The sequence below is a fragment of the Streptomyces sp. NPDC002643 genome, assembly GCF_053592555.1.
This window is the reverse complement of record NZ_JBSFVY010000008.1, coordinates 36,050-50,973: the sequence shown is the minus strand read 5'-3', so window position 1 is coordinate 50,973 and position 14,924 is coordinate 36,050. Positions and strand designations below refer to the sequence as shown.

The following is a 14,924-nucleotide window of genomic DNA, read 5'->3' as shown; positions in this document are numbered from 1 at the left end:
GGCCACGATGAGTTGCTCCGATCTTCATGGGTGCACGAGCGCGGTGAGGAGGCCGGTGGACCATGACGGCAGTCCAGGCTGACCCCGTGGTGAACACCCCCCGCGGTGCCGTACGCGGGCGGTACGAGCACGGTGTCGCGGTCTTCCGGGGCATCCCGTACGCGGCCCCGCCCTTCGGCCCCCGCCGGTTCCGGCCGCCCGTACCGCCGGAGCCCTGGGACGGGGTACGCGACGGGGGCGCCTTCGGGCCCACCCCGCCGAAACCGCCGTACTCGGAGGCGTTCGCCCGCTATCTGTCGGACCCCGTCGTGGCGGGCGACGACTGCCTCAACCTCAATGTGTGGACACCGGAGCCGGGCCGAGGGGCCCGGCTCCCCGTCCTGGTCTGGTTCCACGGCGGCGCCCTGACCAGGGGCTCGTCGGCCGTCCCGGTGTACGACGGCCACGCCTTCGCCCGCGACGGAGTGGTGCTGGTCTCCTTCAACTACCGGCTGGGCGTGGAGGGTTACGGCCTCTTCCCGGACGCCCCGGCCAACAACGGACTGCGCGACCAGCTGGCCGCGCTGGAGTGGGTGCGGGACTCGATCGCCGGATTCGGCGGCGACCCCGACCGGGTCACCCTCTTCGGCCAGTCGGCCGGAGCCATCAGCATCGGCGCCCTGCTGGCCGCGCCCCGCGCCCGCGGCCTGTTCCGACGGGCGGTGCTGCAGAGCGGGCCACCGGAGGCCTTGGACCGGGACAAGGTGCGCCGAATGGTCCGCAGGATGGCCAACCGGCTGAAGGTGCCGGCCACCGCCGAAGCCTTCGCCGCCGTCGACCGTACGACCCTCGCCGAGGCCCAGACGGAGGCGGGCCGCCTCAGCAGCCCCGTACTGGGCGGCCCCGCGTTCGGCCTGGTCGTCGACGACGACGTACTCCCCTCCGACCCCCTGACGGCCCTGACCGAAGACGGCGCCGCTCGGGACGTGGACCTCCTCATGGGCTGGACCCGCGACGAACACCGCCTCTGGCTCGTCCCCGGCGGCCTCCTCGACCGGGTCGACCGCCTCGGCGCGGTCGCCCTGGCCGCCGCCCGCGCCCGCTGCCACTGCGGCCCCGACGTCATCCGCGGCTACCGCGAACTCCACCCCGACAAGGGCACCGCGGACCTGGTCGGCCACCTGGTCACCGACCACCTCCTGCGCGTCCCCCTCCACCGGGTCGCGGACGCCCGCCTCGCCCGGGCACAGCAACCCCAGTACGCCGCCCCCACCTACGTCTACGAGTTCGCCTGGCCCTCCGCCCTCCCCGGCCTCGGCTCCTGCCACGCCCTGGAACTCGGCTTCGTCTTCGACACCGGCCACACCCCCGCGTCCGCGAAGCTGGCCGGCGACAATCCGCCGAGCGCCCTGGCCACGGCCATGCACGGCGCGTGGGTTCGCTTCGCGACGGACGGCGACCCGGGCTGGCCGGCATGGGACGCGACACATCCCGTGCGGGTGTTCGACGCTCCGGGTGCGGGTGCGGGGGAGCGCGTAGGGACGGCCGTCCTGGACGCGGCTCACGTCGTCCACGGCCCGTACGACCCCGAGCTGGCCCTCTGGGACGCGGACGCCAGAAGGCCGCCCCGCCGCACCCAGGGCGCCGGTGTCTTCATCAGCTCCGGCGGCTCCCCCCGCCCCTCCCTGCGCCGCTTCCGCCGGGCTCCCTAGAAGCGTCACCAGGGGGACGGGGTGTCAGCCGCCGCTCGGTGAGGCCGTGGCCGAGGCCGTGCTCTCCTCGCGCAGCCGCTCCGCCTCCTCGAAGAGGCGGTTGGTGCGGTCGGCCAGTACGCCGCCCAGGAGCAACTCCGGGGTGTAGAGGGACCGCGCGGCGGCGGCCACCTGACGGGCTGACAGGGAGATCTGACCGATCCCGGTCCGCCGGATCTCCTCCACCGAACTCGCCCAGACGACGCGCGGCAGCCCCGCCCACACCATCGCGCTCATACACATCGAGCACGGTTCACCCGTGGTGTAGAGCGTGCTCTCCTCCCACCCCTCGTTCCCGTGCCGCGCCAGATAGTCGTTCATGGCGACCACCTCGCCGTGCAGCATCGGATTGTCCGCCGAGGCATTGAACCCGCCCGCCAGCACCTCCCCCGTACGGCTGCGGACGATCACGGCACCGAAGGGATAGTAGGGGTTGCCCCGGGCCTGCTCGATGGCCAGCCACATGAACCGCTCGTGGTCGGCGTGGTCGGCGTGATCGGTGTGGCCGCCGGTGTCCGGGGGGTCGGCGACGGGGCGGGCGCGGTCCGCCGGGAAGGTGTACCCGGTGAGCGCGAAGGGCGCCGCGACCCCCGTCACCGCCGCTCCCCACCCGCCGAGGAACCGCCGCCTGTCGACGTCCATACGCTTCTCCTCACTCACCCGAGGCCGAGACCGTTCGGCTGACACCGCGGTGACACCGCCGAACGATCACTGATCGTCTCCAACCTCCCCGCTCACGTCTCGGCGTACGCCAATACGTAGTGCGGCCACCCTCATCGGCGGCCGAGCGGGACGGGGAAGGGAAGGAGCAGGCGGAGGCGCCCGCCGAAGCGCCCGCCGAAGCGCTCGGTGAGCACCGCCCGGCGTCGGCCGCGTTGACCGGTCAGATGGCGACTTCCAGATCATCGACTGGCCCGTGGGGCCGGGCGGGGACCAGCCGCTCACCACAAGTCCCGCCGCGTGCCGGCCCGTTCACAACATGGCCGGGGGACGTCCCGATACCCGTATCCCGGAGCCTTCGTCGCCAGGGCCGCCGAGGCCGTCTCCGGGCCCGCCGCCGGCTCGACGGCCGTGATCGGCCTCATGGGTCACGACCAGTCGGGCGCCGAGAAGGTCCTCGCCGAGCTGCGTGACGCCCTCGAACAGTGCACCTCCTGCGAGGGCGGCGGTTCCACCACCGTCAAGACCACCGAGGCGCACGACGCCGGTGACGAGACCGTGGCCTTCCGGCCCGAAGACCTGGCCACCCTGCGGATCGAGCGACTGGCCAAGCTCTGACGGCCGTTACCGCTGCGGGCTCCCCACCGAACCCCGCACCACCACATGCGTCCCCAGCAGCAGATGTTCGTCGGCGGAGTCCCGTTCCCGTTGCAGGGCGGTGCGTACCGCCAGGCGGCCCAGTTCCTCGTAGGGGACGTGGACGGTGGTGAGGGGCGGGTGGAGGTCGCGGGCGAAGGGGATGTCGTCGTAGCCGGCCAAGGAGACGTCGCCGGGGACCGACAGGCCCGCCTCGTGCAGGGCGGTCAGGGCGCCGGCGGCCACCATGTCCGTCGCCGCCATCACCGCCGTGAAGTCCAGGCCGGCGTCCAGGGCCTGCCGCATCAGGCGGTAGCCGGAGTCCCGGGTGAAGTCGCCGGTCAGCCGGAGCGCGGGGTCGGGGTCGAGGCCCCGGGCTCGGTGCGCGGCCACATAGCCGCGTTCGCGGCCCTGCGCGGTGGTGTGGTCCGGCTTGCCGCCGAGGAAGAGGATGCGCTGGTGGCCCTGGGCCAGCACATGGGAGCACAGGGCGTAGGCGCCGCCCTCGTTGTCGTACTCGATGACCGTGACCGGGGCGCCCGGGTCCAGCGGCGGGCGTCCGCACAGCACGAGACGTGAACCGGCGGAGGCGAGCGCGTCCGCGACATGGGCCATCCGGGACCGGTACTCGGGGGTGTCCGCGCCACCGCCGACCAGGATCACGGCGGCGGCCCGTTGCGCCCGCATCGTCTCCAGGAAGTCCAGCTCGTGCCGGGCGTCGCCGTCGGTGCTGCACACCAGGCAGAGATGGCCGAGCCGGGTCGCCTCACGCTCCACACCGTGCGCCATGAGCGCGAACGACGGGCCGGTGATGTCATCGAGGACGAACCCGAGGGTGGGCGTGCCCGCGCCCGCGACCGCCTTGGCCCGCGCGTCCGCGACATAGTCCAGATCGCGGACGGCCCGCATGACGCGCGTACGGGTCGTCGCGCTCACCGGGTACACCCCGCCGAGCACCCGCGACACCGTCGCCGCCGACACACCCGCCCGCGCGGCCACGTCCCGGATGGTGCTGCGCCCCCCACCGGCCCCGCCGCTCTTCCTCGTCATGCCCCGCCCCACCCCTTGGCAACGCCCTGGTAACCGGTTTCCCAACCGGAGGCTAGCAGCGCGCGACGGAGTGATGACCCATTCGGGCCAGCGTGTTCGACGGTCCCTCCGGGCCCAGGCGCCGTCCGCCGTCCGAGACCGCTGTCTCAGCCCAGGGAAGAGACCGCCGTCTCAGCCCAGGGACGAGACCACCGTCTCAGGCCAGTGTCTCCGCGATCCCCGCGATCGCCTTCGGCCCCACCCGGCAGCAGCCGCCGATCAGACGGGCGCCGGCGTCGCGCCAGCCCTTCACCTGTTCCGGGGTGAAGGTGGAGCGGCCGGTCCAGGTGCGGTTCACGGCGTCCCAGGTCTCGCCGCTGTTGGGGTACACCACGACCGGCTTGCCCGTGATCCGCGCGGCCGTCTCGACGGCGTTGTCGACGTCCTCGGGGGCGCAGCAGTTGACGCCCACGGCGATGACCTCGTCGGCGTCGGCGGCCAGGGCGAACGCCTCCTCAAGGGGCTGACCGGCACGGGTGCGCTCCCCGGCGACGGTGTACGACAGCCAGGCGGGGACCTCCAGGCCGCGGATCGCCCGCAGCAGGGCCTCCGCCTCGTCGGTGTCGGGGATGGTCTCCAGCGCGAGGGCATCGGGGTGCATGGAGGCCAGCGCCTCCAGACGGGGCCGGTGGAAGCGCTCCAGCTCGGCCACGCTCAGCCCGTACCGGCCCCGGTATTCGGAGCCGTCCGCCAGCATCGCCCCGTACGGGCCGACCGACGCCGCCACCCACCGAGGTCCCGCGATGCCCTTCCGCCATGCCTCCATCGACGCGTCCAGGGCCAAGTCGACGCTCAGGCCCATGAGTTCGGTGGCCTTCGCCCGCTTGATCCCGCGCCGCGCGAACCCCTCGTACGTGGCCTGGTAGCTGGAGGTGATCGCCACATGCGCGCCCGCCTCGTAGTAGGCGAGGTGCGCCTCGGTGATCGCCTCCGGGTGCTCGGCGAGCAGCCGGGCCGACCACAGCTCGTCGCTCAGATCGTGCCCGGCCGCTTCGAGCTGGTTGGACATCCCGCCGTCGAGGACGAACACACCGGAGGCGAGCGCGTCGGCGAGGAGGGCGGACATCTCCGGGGTCACATCGGGGGACACGGCGGGGGTCTGGTCGGGCGTCATGCCGTCGACGGTAGTCGAGGCGGGCACCCGCCCCCGATTTATGTCCGTAACGTGAACAGATTGCCCACGATGTGGGACACCGGGTTACGATCGCACCCGCTCACCCCTCACCGCACCCTGTACGCCCCCTCCGCACTCCCCACAACCACCCGCACTCCCCACACCCGCCCACACTCCCCAACTCCGCACGGGAACCGCCATGACCACCACCAGCACCCCCGAGGCCCCCGGGCCCGAGCCGACCTCGGCCGTCCAGGACGGCCCCGGCACTCCCGCGCCCTCCGGCCGCAAGTTCGGCCTCGCGGCGGCCACCGCGCTCGTCATGGGCAACATCATCGGCGGCGGCATCTTCACCCTCCCCGCCGCCGTCGCCCCGTACGGCACGGTCAGTCTGCTCGCCTTCGTCGTGCTGTCCGTGGCGGCCGTCCTGCTGGCCCTGCTCTTCGGCAAGCTGGCCCGGCGCAGCCCCGTCACCGGCGGTCTGTACGTCTACCCGCGCGACGCCTTCGGCCCCTTCGCGGGCTTCCTGTCGGCGTGGTCGTACTGGACGATGTGCTGGGTCAGCATCGCCGCGCTCGCGGTCGGGGTCGTCGGCTATGTCGACGTGCTGATACCCCTGGGTGACAGCAAGGTCGTCCTGGCGGTCGTCGCGCTTGTCGCGCTGTGGCTGCCGGCCGCCGCGAACTTCGCGGGCACCCGCTGGGTGGGCGCCGTGCAGATCGTGTCGACGGTCCTGAAGTTCGTACCGCTGCTGCTGGTCGCCACGATCGGTCTGTTCTTCATCGACACCGACAACTTCGGCGCCTTCAACACCTCCGGCGAGAGCGTCCCCGGCGCGGTCGCCGCCTCCGCCGCGCTGCTCCTCTACAGCTTCCTCGGCGTCGAGTCGGCCGCCGTCAGCGCGGGCGAGGTCCGTGACCCGGAGCGCAATGTGGGCCGCGCCAGCGTCCTCGGCACGCTCGCCTCCGCCGTCGTCTACCTCCTCGGCACGGTCGCCGTCTTCGGTCTCGTCCCGCACGAGAAGCTGGTGGAGTCCGGGGCGCCGTTCGCCGACGCCGTGAACTCGATCACCGGCGGCACCGGCGGCGGCACGGTCATCGCGTTCGTCGCCGTCGCCTCGATCGTCGGCTGCCTCAACGGCTGGATCCTGATGAGCGCCCAGATGCCGTACGCCGCCGCCCGCGACGGGCTCTTCCCGAAGGCCTTCGCCCGCGTCGGCAAGGGCGGCGTCCCCGGCTTCGGCGTCCTCGCCACGGCCGTGCTCGGCACGGTCCTCATCGCCGTCAACTACGCCGACGACCCCGAGACCGCCTTCCGTGTACTGGTCCTCATCACCACGTTCACCGGCTGCGTCCCCTATCTGCTCTCAGCCGCCGCCCAGCTGTACTGGCTGGCCAAGGGCACGCGGGAGCGCGTCCGCCCCGCCGGGCTCGTCCGGGACCTGGTCGTCGCAGGCCTCTCCTTCGTCTTCTCCTTCTGGCTGATCGCGGGCGCCGGTTACGCGGCCGTCTACCAGGGCGTGCTGTTCCTCTTCGCGGGCATCCCGGTCTACGTCTGGCTGCGGGGACGGCAGGAAGGGGCGGAGCGGGCGGTGTGAAAGGGCGGGCCCCGGTACTCCGGGGCCCGCCGATGTGTCACCGGGTCAACTCGGGATCAGCAGGAAGCCACCCAACGGTGGGAGCGAATCCGGACGTTGAAGTAGCTGTCGAAGCCGCCGTACTCACCCCGCCGCCGAGTGCCGCCCGCCCCGCCGTCGGTTGGTCCTGCGGCGGCTCATGGGTACCGCCAGGCCGGACAGCATGCCGAGGGCGAGGGCGTACGGCCACCAGCCGAGACCGCTGTCGGCGGAGGCGCCCGCGTTCTGGGTGAGGGTGTCCTGAGCGGCGTCCTTGTCCGTGCCGGTGGCGTCGCCCGTGGCGGACTTCGCCGTCGTCGCCGTACCCGTCTTCGTCGCGGTGAGGACGACGTCGTTGCCGTCGCCGCCCTTGTAGCTGAGCCTGTACGTCGATCCGGCGAGCTTCACCTTGGCGCCCTCGCGCAGCCCGGTGAAGGTGCCCGTGGTCTTCGCCTCGCCCGTGTGCTGGAGCACCGTGATCTTCTCGCCGGGGCCGCCGACCTCGCTCAGCGCGGCGTAGTCCAGCCCACCGGCCAGCTTCACCGCACCGCTCACCTTCAACGGCTTGTCGCGCAGCACCAGTTCGCCCTGCTGGGACTGCGTGTAGCCGCCGGTCACGGTGACGCCGGCCACGACCACGCCCGCGTTCGTCACCGAACCCCTCACCGTGCCCTTGCCGGACAGCGACTTCGTCACCTTGAGCCCGGTCGTGCCCACGTCGAGCTTCGCCCCGCCCGTGGTGAGCCGGATCGACTTGCTGCGCGAGAGGGTCGCCCCGCCGCGCAGCGCCAGCGTGCCCTTGCTGACGGTCGTCGTCCCGGTGTACGTCACCGCCGTGCCCGTGAGGGTGGTGGTGGCCGTCCCCGACTGGGTGAACGAGCCGCTGCCGCCGACCTTGGACAGCGTCACCGGAGTCGAGACGTTCCGTACGACCAGCGAGCCGTTGTTGACCACCTTGTACAGGTCGCCCTTGGTGTACAGCCCGCCGTCGCCGCCCTTCTTCCCGCTGCCCAGCCGCAGTACGGCGCCCTTCTGGACGGTCGTCGAGCCGTTGTAGTACTGGACGGCGGCGAAGGTGACGTCGTTGCCCTTGGTGCCCTTGATGACGATGTCCCCGGCGCCGGGCGCGGAGAGGGTGTCGTGGAAGCGGCCGCCGCCGATGGGGGCGCCCAGGGTCACCGGCCCGTTGTAGTCGAAGGTGAGCAGCGAACGGGAGCGTGCGGCAAGGAGGTTGATGTAGACCGTCTTGGCCGTGCCCGGCATGAAGATCTTGTTCGTGGTGCCGTCGCCCCACTGGACGTTGGCGCCCTTGATGTTGGTGCCGCGCTTGTTGACGTTCTTGTGGGCGGGCGTCCAGTTCAGGGCGGGGTCGCTGAGCGAGGGGTTGGTGTCGCCGCCCTGGTCCGACCAGCTGTACTGGCCGGTGAGGATCACCTTGCTGCCGGGCCGGGACTGGACGTTGATGTCGCTGCCGTACTCGCGCTGGTAGAAGTCCATGCCCTGGGTGACGGTCTGGCCCAGCGGGGTGTCCACGGTCCAGGTGCCCTGGTTGAGGACCTTGCGTGCGCGGGGGAGCGAGGTCGCGAACTCGGGGCGGCCCGCGTTGACCTGGGTGCCGTTGTCGATGACACCGGTGAAGGGGTGGGTGCCCGAGAGGTCCCAGGTGGCCCAGAGGAAGCGGGGCTGGGTGACCAGACCGGAGCCGCTGATGGTGCCCAGGTTGTAGGCCACGTTCTTCAGCGCGAGCCGCAGGGTGCCGTCGACGCGGATGTTGTTCTGGTTCAGCCTGAACGCGGGGGTGTTGTACGGGTAGTGGCCGATCACCCCGGTAGAGCCGCTGTCGCCGTACTGGAGGGTCGCGCCCTTGGCGACGGTGATGGCGGGCGGGTCCGGGTTGGTGACGGTGACGTACGGGTGGTTGCCGCCGAGCGTCTTCACGGTCTGCCGCTGCTGGGACTTCGGCAGGGTGAAGTCGCTGTCCTTGGTGAGGACCAGTGTTCCGGTGCCGCGCACGGTGAGGGTGCCGGTGCCGCTGAGGACGCCGTTGTACTTGGTCGTCCCCGACGGCACGGTCACCACGGTGTCGCCGTTCAGGGTCACATCGCGGCCCGCGAGGACATCGGCGGTCACATCGCGGGGGCCGGCGGCCGCGGCGGTGGGGGCACCGAGCATGAGGGCGGTGACGGCCAGGGCTCCGGCCGCCGCCGCTGTCTTGTGGGTTTGGCTGCGCACGAGAGGGGAGACGGGTCGGGGCTCACCCGGATAACAGAAATTTCACGGCGGCCCGGTTCGACCCTTCGGTTCGTTCCTGTGAGCTTGTGTTCGTCTCGTCCGACCCGTTGACCTCGACGTACCACGCCCTTACCTTTTCGGCGTTCGATATGAATGATCTTGTGCGATATGTCGAACGATTCTGTTTCTTTTTGTTCCCCCCACTCCTGAAGAGAGGCAGACCGTATGAGCCGCGACAACCTCCTGCCCGAACCCCCGAATCGCAGGCTGCTCCTGAAGGGGGCCATGGCCGCGGGCGCCCTCACCGCCCTGCCGTCGGTCGCCCACGCGGCGAGCTCCCCGGCCGGTCCGGGTGCCGCCGCCCCGTACGTCAACCCGCTGGTCCGCAACCGTGCCGACCCGCACATCAACCGCCACCGCGACGGCTTCTACTACTTCACGGCGACCGCGCCCGAGTACGACCGGATCATCCTGCGCAGATCCCGCACCCTGCGCGGACTGTCCACGGCCGCCGAGTCCGTGATCTGGCGCAAGCACGACACCGGCGTGATGGGCGCCCACATCTGGGCGCCGGAGATCCACCACATCGACGGCAAGTGGTACATCTACTTCGCCTCCGCGCCCGCCGAGGACATCTGGGCCATCCGCATCTGGGTGCTTGAGAACTCCCACCCCAACCCGTCTCTGGGCACCTGGGTCGAGCGCGGCCAGCTCAAGACCGCCTGGGAGACCTTCTCCCTGGACGCCACCACCTTCACCCACCGGGGCTCCCGCTATCTCGCCTGGGCCCAGCACGAGCCCGGCATGAACAACAACACCGCGCTCTGGCTGTCGAAGATGGCCGACCCGCTGACCCTGACGGGACCTCAGGTCCGGCTCACCACCCCGGAGTTGGACTGGGAGGTGATCGGCTACAAGGTCAACGAGGGCCCGTCCGTCATCAAGCGCAACGGCCGCCTCTTCATGACGTACTCGGCGAGCGCGACCGACTTCAACTACTGCATGGGCCTGCTGACCATCGACGCCGACGCCGACCTCATGGACCCGGCGAACTGGTCGAAGTCCCCGACACCGGTCTTCACCAGCAACGACACCACCCGGCAGTACGGGCCGGGCCACAACAGCTTCACCGTCGCCGAGGACGGCCGCACCGATGTCCTCGTCTACCACGCCCGCCAGTACAAGGACATCGTCGGCGACCCCCTCAACGACCCCAACCGCCACACCCGTATCCAGCGCCTCGGCTGGAAGCCGGACGGCACCCCCGACTTCGGCATCCCCGTAGCCGACACCCCGAGCAACTGAAGAAGGGAAGTGACTGACATGAGACGTGTGTACGCGATCCTCGTCGCGCTCTGCATGGCGCTGGCCGGCGCCCTCGTCACCGCCGGCCCGGCGCAGGCGGCCGCGCAGACCATCCCCAACGGCACCCAGTTCACCGACACTTCGGGAAGCGCCCTGCACGCCCACGGCGGCGGGGTCATCAAGGTCGGCTCGTACTACTACTGGTTCGGCGAGAACCGGAACTCCGACAACACCTTCCGGTACGTCTCGGCGTACCGCTCCACGGACCTGAAGAACTGGGAGTTCCGCAACCACGTCCTGACCGAGGCCACCGACCCCGAGCTTCAGACCGCCAACATCGAGCGGCCCAAGGTCATGTACAACGCGTCCACCGGCAAGTTCGTGATGTGGATGCACAAGGAGAACGGCGTCGACTACAGCGAGGCCCGCGCCGCCGTCGCCGTCTCCGACACCGTCGACGGCGACTACACCTGGCTCGGCAGCTTCCGCCCGCTGGACACCCATATGTCCCGTGACATCACCGTCTTCGTGGACACCGACGGCACCGGCTACATGATCTCGGCGGCCCGCGAGAACTACGACCTCCAGATCTACCGGCTGACCTCCGACTACACCGGTATCGACGCCCTCGTCGCCGACCCCTGGCACGGCGGCCACCGCGAGGCCCCGGCCCTGTTCAAGCGCAACGGCGTCTACTTCATGCTCACTTCGGGTGCCACCGGCTGGAACCCCAACCAGCAGCAGTACGCCACCGCCACCAACATCGCCGGCCCCTGGACGGCCATGGCCAACGTCGGCGACTCCACGACGTTCGGCTCGCAGACCGCGTACGTCCTCCCGGTGCAGGGCACGTCGACCACCTCGTACCTCTACATGGGCGACCGCTGGGGCAACTCCTTCGGCGGCACGGTCAACGACTCGCGTTATGTCTGGCTGCCGCTGACCTTCCCGACCTCCACCACCATGTCCATGTCCTGGTCGCCCGAGATCACCGTGGACACCGCCACCGGCACGCTCACCGGCACCAGCGCCACCTACAACACGCTGATCGCCCGCCACTCCTCCAAGTGCGCCGATGTCACGAGTCAGTCGCAGTGGGCCGCCGCCCAGATCAAGCAGTACACCTGCAACAGCGGCAACAACCAGAAGTACTGGTTCAAGTCCGTCGGCAGCGGCTACTACCAGCTGGTGACCCGCCACAGCTCCCTGTGCGTCCAGGAGAACGCCACCAACGTCACCCAGGAGAACTGCGACTCCTCGGCCACCAACCAGCAGTGGTCCGTGGTCACCTCCGGCTCCTACGTCAACGTCGTCTCCCGAGCGACCGGCGAGTGCCTGGACGTGAACGGCGCGTCCACCGCCGACTCGGCCGCCGTCATCACATACACGTGCAACGGCGGTACGAACCAGCAGTGGACGCGCGGGACGTGATCTCAGGCGAGTAGGTCGATCGCGTCGATCGCCGTCCCCGCACTCAGATAGGAGGTCGTCCCCGAACCGCTCACCACGTTGATCTTCAGGATGTTGTACTGGCTCGTGTCCGTCAGCCAGGCGGACGCGGGCACGCTGTAGGCGAACGTGTTGTTGTTGCCCCGGTAGGACCCGTTCGTCAGCGAGCGGGTGTTCGGCTGGGTGGGCGGGGAGGGGATGGCCGAGGTCCAGCCGTTCACCTCGATCTGCGGCCGGCCGTTGGCGTAGGCCGTCGTCACACCGATCCGCAGGGTGTGCGCGGCGGCGGCCTGGGCGGCGGTCAGCCGGAAGTAGACGAGGATGCCGCTATTGACGTCCTTCCAGAGGTAGCAGGGGAACGCGGAGGTCTCGCTGCCGCTGCCGATGACCACATTGCCGGTCCAGGAGGCGGCCCGGACGTCCGACGGGTGCGCGTACGTCATCAGATCGGCGTTCTTGAAGCCGCTGGGCGTGCCGTTCCAGTCGTTGATCCGCCAGATCGCGCTCGCGTTGGACGGGTCGTTCGACGACGGGATCGCGATCGTGTTCAGCGTCGTCGTACCGCCCGCCGTGACCGTCACCGAGGCCGTGTACACCGCCAGCTCCGCCTTGAAGACGGTCAGCGTGTACGTCCCCGGCAGCACACCCCCGATGGAGAAGTAGCCGTCCGAGGAGCGTGCCGAACCCCAGTACTGCGCCGCCGAGTTGGCGAGCCCGACCGTGTACGCGTACGAGGTGTTCCGCCCGGTGATGCCGACGCCCGCGACCCGGCCCCGGCCGCCCGCGCCCACATACCCGGAGATACCGAGCGAGTCCGCCCACGAGGTGGTCAGCGTGCCCGGGAACAGCGACGAGGAGGGCGCACCGCCGTCCGTGAGGGCGATGACGTACGGGCCCTGGAGGCCGAAACGCTGGGCCTCGGTCTGGTTCTGGCCGTAGTACAGGATCTCGTAGAGGCCGCCGCCGTCGGCGCTCTGGTGGCGCAGCAGGGAGCGGTAGAAGGGGCCGCCGGAGGCCTTCTCGTGGTTGCTGCGCACGATCCACAGACCGACGCCGTTCGCCGACCAGCCGACGTAGTCGTAGTCCATCACCCGCAGCTTCGAGTAGTGCTTGGAGCGGGTCTGCCCGTCGGACTTCGCGAAGACGTCCGAGGCCTCGATGGTGCTGTTCGTGTACGTGTACGAGTCGGGCTCGTCGTTGAGGAACATGCCTGCCTTGACGCGCAGGATGAACCGGGTCGCCGAGACCGAGGTGTCGGCCTTGTTGGTCCACACGTAGATGTTGTTCTCGCCGCTGCGGGCCGCGTAGTAGTGCCGGAGCGTGCCGTAGACGACCGAGACGAGGATGGTCGAGCCGGACTGCTGGATCGTCACGGTGGAGCTGCCGAGTCCGGACTCGATGTGGGAGTTCATCCCGCCGTAGCCCTGGTACTCCGTGCCCCGGTAGACGAGCGACGACAGGTCGCCGTTGCTCTTCCTGACCTTGAACACCAGGTTGGCGCCGGTGTCGATCACGTAGTTGGTGCCGTCGTCGGACCAGCCGAACGCCGCCGCGCGCGCCGTACCGGCCAGCGGCCCGGCGAGCGCGGCCCCGGCCGCCGTGGCCGCCGTCCCGAGGACGAAGCCGCGCCGGCCGAGACCGTGGGCGGGGGCGGTTCCGGGGGTGGGGGCCGGTCTGTCGATGGATTCGGACATGGGGGTCCTCCTCGATGGTGTGGGGGGAGTGCGGGTGATTCGGAAGGGTGACAGTTGAATCGTTTTCGCGAAAGGGCTTTCGTGGGGAGGAAGTTGGCAACCTTGTGAAATCGGCACGACATCTAGAAAGCGCTTGCCAAAAGATGTACCGTCCACCCGCCGGGGTGTTGTCACTCGTGTCACCCCTGCCACCCGTGTCGAGCCGTCGTGTCTGTTTGTGTCTGGTGTGCCTGCCGTGTCCGCCGAGCCCGTCGAGGAGCCGCAATGAGACGTTTCACCGTCGCCGCCGTGACCGTGGCGACCCTGGGCAGCACCGTCCTCACGGCCGGACCGGCGGCGGCCCAGGCGAACCGGGGACGGCCCGTCGCACTGGGCCTGGAGAACTGCGCCGCGAACGCCTGCCACTTCGACGTGCCCGCCGGGACGTACGACGTGACCGTCCGCCTCGGCGGGGAGAGCGCGGGCAGCACGCGTGTGGCCGGTGAGACCCGGCGCTCGCTGCTGCCGGAGACGGCGACGGCGGCGGGGGAGGTCGTCTCCCGGAGCTTCACCGTCGACGTGCGTACGCCGGAGGGCGAGCCGACCGGCGCGGAGGGCACCCCCGGCCTGGACCTCGTCATCGGCGGCTCGGCACCCGCGCTGGCCGACATCAGGGTGACCCCTTCCAGGCACGCCCGGCAGATCTTCCTCGTCGGCGACTCCACGGTGTGCGACCAGCCCGGCGACCCGTACTCGGGCTGGGGCCAGCAGCTTCCGCAGTACCTGCGCAAGGGCGTCTCCGTCGCCAACTACGCCGACTCCGGCGAGAGCACGGTGTCGTACCTCGCCGACGCACGGCTGTGGGGAACGGTCCAACCGCTGATCCGCCGGGGCGACCTGGTCCTGATCCAGCTGGCCCACAACGACAAGCAGACCGACGAGGCGACGTACCGGGCGAACCTGGAGACGCTGGTCGCGGGCGTCCGGGAGAAGGGCGGCCGGCCGGTGCTGGTCACCCCGATCGTGCGCCGCTGGTTCAACGCCGACGGCACCCTGAACAACGGGACCGCGCTGCTGGTGAACGGGCTCGGTGTCGACCACCCGGCGGTGACGCGCTCGGTGGCCGCCGACCACGACGTACCGCTGATCGACCTCACCACGCAGACCAAGGCGCTGGTCGAGTCGCTGGGGACCGAGGGGTCCAAGGCGCTGTACCTCTACAACGAGAAGCGCGACAACACGCACACGTCCGTGCACGGGGCGAGCGTGTACGCCGGGCTCGTTCGCGACGGACTCGTCGCGCGGGGTCTCCTCCCGGAGGGGAAAACGAGGGAGGGTTGAGCCCCTGGGGCGCCCCGACCGGAACCGGGGCGCTCCAGGTTCGAAACGCGGGAGAGCTCGGGTGGTGGGGGCTGGTTGGC

At 70.5% G+C, this 14,924-nt stretch carries 11 protein-coding genes; 6 read left to right on the top strand and 5 right to left on the bottom strand.

Features of this window, described 5'->3' with window-relative positions; translation table 11 throughout:
- Positions 1 to 62 precede the first annotated feature (62 nt).
- Positions 63 to 1,691: a carboxylesterase/lipase family protein gene (locus tag ACWD4G_RS14210; protein ID WP_451292980.1), complete on the top strand. Its 1,629-nt coding sequence runs from the start codon at positions 63 to 65 to the stop codon at positions 1,689 to 1,691.
- A gap of 24 nt (positions 1,692 to 1,715) precedes the next feature.
- Here the strand turns inward: ACWD4G_RS14210 and ACWD4G_RS14205 are convergent, their stop codons facing one another.
- Entirely contained in the window at positions 1,716 to 2,372 is a 657-nt protein-coding gene (locus ACWD4G_RS14205) for a nucleoside deaminase (protein WP_451292979.1), read from the bottom strand.
- 318 nt (positions 2,373 to 2,690) lie between these two features.
- Between ACWD4G_RS14205 and ACWD4G_RS14200 the strand changes: the two genes are divergently transcribed.
- Entirely contained in the window at positions 2,691 to 3,008 is a 318-nt protein-coding gene (locus ACWD4G_RS14200; RefSeq protein WP_451292978.1) for a hypothetical protein, read from the top strand.
- 6 nt (positions 3,009 to 3,014) lie between these two features.
- On the opposite strand, the gene ACWD4G_RS14195 is transcribed toward ACWD4G_RS14200, so the two are convergent.
- Both ACWD4G_RS14195 and mmuM read right to left on the bottom strand, forming a co-directional pair.
- On the bottom strand, positions 3,015 to 4,076 hold the full coding sequence (locus ACWD4G_RS14195; protein ID WP_451292977.1) for a LacI family DNA-binding transcriptional regulator: 1,062 nt from the start codon (positions 4,074 to 4,076) through the stop codon (positions 3,015 to 3,017).
- 196 nt (positions 4,077 to 4,272) lie between these two features.
- Complete coding sequence (gene mmuM, locus ACWD4G_RS14190; protein WP_451293430.1) at positions 4,273 to 5,181, bottom strand: homocysteine S-methyltransferase; 909 nt, start codon at positions 5,179 to 5,181, stop codon at positions 4,273 to 4,275.
- Between the two features lie 247 nt (positions 5,182 to 5,428).
- On the opposite strand from mmuM, the gene ACWD4G_RS14185 reads away from it, so the two are divergent.
- On the top strand, positions 5,429 to 6,826 hold the full coding sequence (locus ACWD4G_RS14185) for an amino acid permease (RefSeq protein WP_451292976.1): 1,398 nt from the start codon (positions 5,429 to 5,431) through the stop codon (positions 6,824 to 6,826).
- A gap of 123 nt (positions 6,827 to 6,949) precedes the next feature.
- Here ACWD4G_RS14185 and ACWD4G_RS14180 read toward each other — a convergent pair whose 3' ends face one another.
- Complete coding sequence (locus ACWD4G_RS14180; protein WP_451292975.1) at positions 6,950 to 9,076, bottom strand: autotransporter; 2,127 nt, start codon at positions 9,074 to 9,076, stop codon at positions 6,950 to 6,952.
- A gap of 225 nt (positions 9,077 to 9,301) precedes the next feature.
- Between ACWD4G_RS14180 and ACWD4G_RS14175 the strand changes: the two genes are divergently transcribed.
- Positions 9,302 to 10,381, top strand: a complete 1,080-nt coding sequence (locus tag ACWD4G_RS14175) for a glycoside hydrolase family 43 protein (RefSeq protein ID WP_451292974.1) — start codon at positions 9,302 to 9,304, stop codon at positions 10,379 to 10,381.
- Positions 10,382 to 10,399: 18 nt separating this feature from the next.
- Positions 10,400 to 11,812, top strand: coding sequence for an RICIN domain-containing protein (locus tag ACWD4G_RS14170; RefSeq protein ID WP_451292973.1), 1,413 nt, complete (start codon positions 10,400 to 10,402; stop codon positions 11,810 to 11,812).
- 2 nt (positions 11,813 to 11,814) lie between these two features.
- Here ACWD4G_RS14170 and ACWD4G_RS14165 read toward each other — a convergent pair whose 3' ends face one another.
- Entirely contained in the window at positions 11,815 to 13,524 is a 1,710-nt protein-coding gene (locus ACWD4G_RS14165) for a rhamnogalacturonan lyase B N-terminal domain-containing protein (RefSeq protein ID WP_451292972.1), read from the bottom strand.
- Between the two features lie 264 nt (positions 13,525 to 13,788).
- Here ACWD4G_RS14165 and ACWD4G_RS14160 point away from each other — a divergent pair, with 264 nt between their 5' ends.
- Positions 13,789 to 14,844 (top strand): rhamnogalacturonan acetylesterase, encoded by a 1,056-nt coding sequence (locus ACWD4G_RS14160; RefSeq protein WP_451292971.1) that lies wholly within the window; start codon positions 13,789 to 13,791, stop codon positions 14,842 to 14,844.
- Positions 14,845 to 14,924: the final 80 nt, after the last annotated feature.

Excerpts from the sequence above, each read along its gene's own strand:
- ACWD4G_RS14175 (WP_451292974.1), top strand. The coding sequence starts at position 9,302 with ATGAGCCGCGACAACCTCCTGCCCGAACCCCCGAATCGCAGGCTGCTC.
- ACWD4G_RS14185 (WP_451292976.1), top strand. The coding sequence starts at position 5,429 with ATGACCACCACCAGCACCCCCGAGGCCCCCGGGCCCGAGCCGACCTCG.
- ACWD4G_RS14170 (WP_451292973.1), top strand. The coding sequence starts at position 10,400 with ATGAGACGTGTGTACGCGATCCTCGTCGCGCTCTGCATGGCGCTGGCC.
- ACWD4G_RS14210 (WP_451292980.1), top strand. The coding sequence starts at position 63 with ATGACGGCAGTCCAGGCTGACCCCGTGGTGAACACCCCCCGCGGTGCC.
- ACWD4G_RS14160 (WP_451292971.1), top strand. The coding sequence starts at position 13,789 with ATGAGACGTTTCACCGTCGCCGCCGTGACCGTGGCGACCCTGGGCAGC.
- ACWD4G_RS14195 (WP_451292977.1), bottom strand. The coding sequence starts at position 4,076 with ATGACGAGGAAGAGCGGCGGGGCCGGTGGGGGGCGCAGCACCATCCGG.
- mmuM (WP_451293430.1), bottom strand. The coding sequence starts at position 5,181 with ATGTCCGCCCTCCTCGCCGACGCGCTCGCCTCCGGTGTGTTCGTCCTC.
- ACWD4G_RS14165 (WP_451292972.1), bottom strand. The coding sequence starts at position 13,524 with ATGTCCGAATCCATCGACAGACCGGCCCCCACCCCCGGAACCGCCCCC.
- ACWD4G_RS14205 (WP_451292979.1), bottom strand. The coding sequence starts at position 2,372 with ATGGACGTCGACAGGCGGCGGTTCCTCGGCGGGTGGGGAGCGGCGGTG.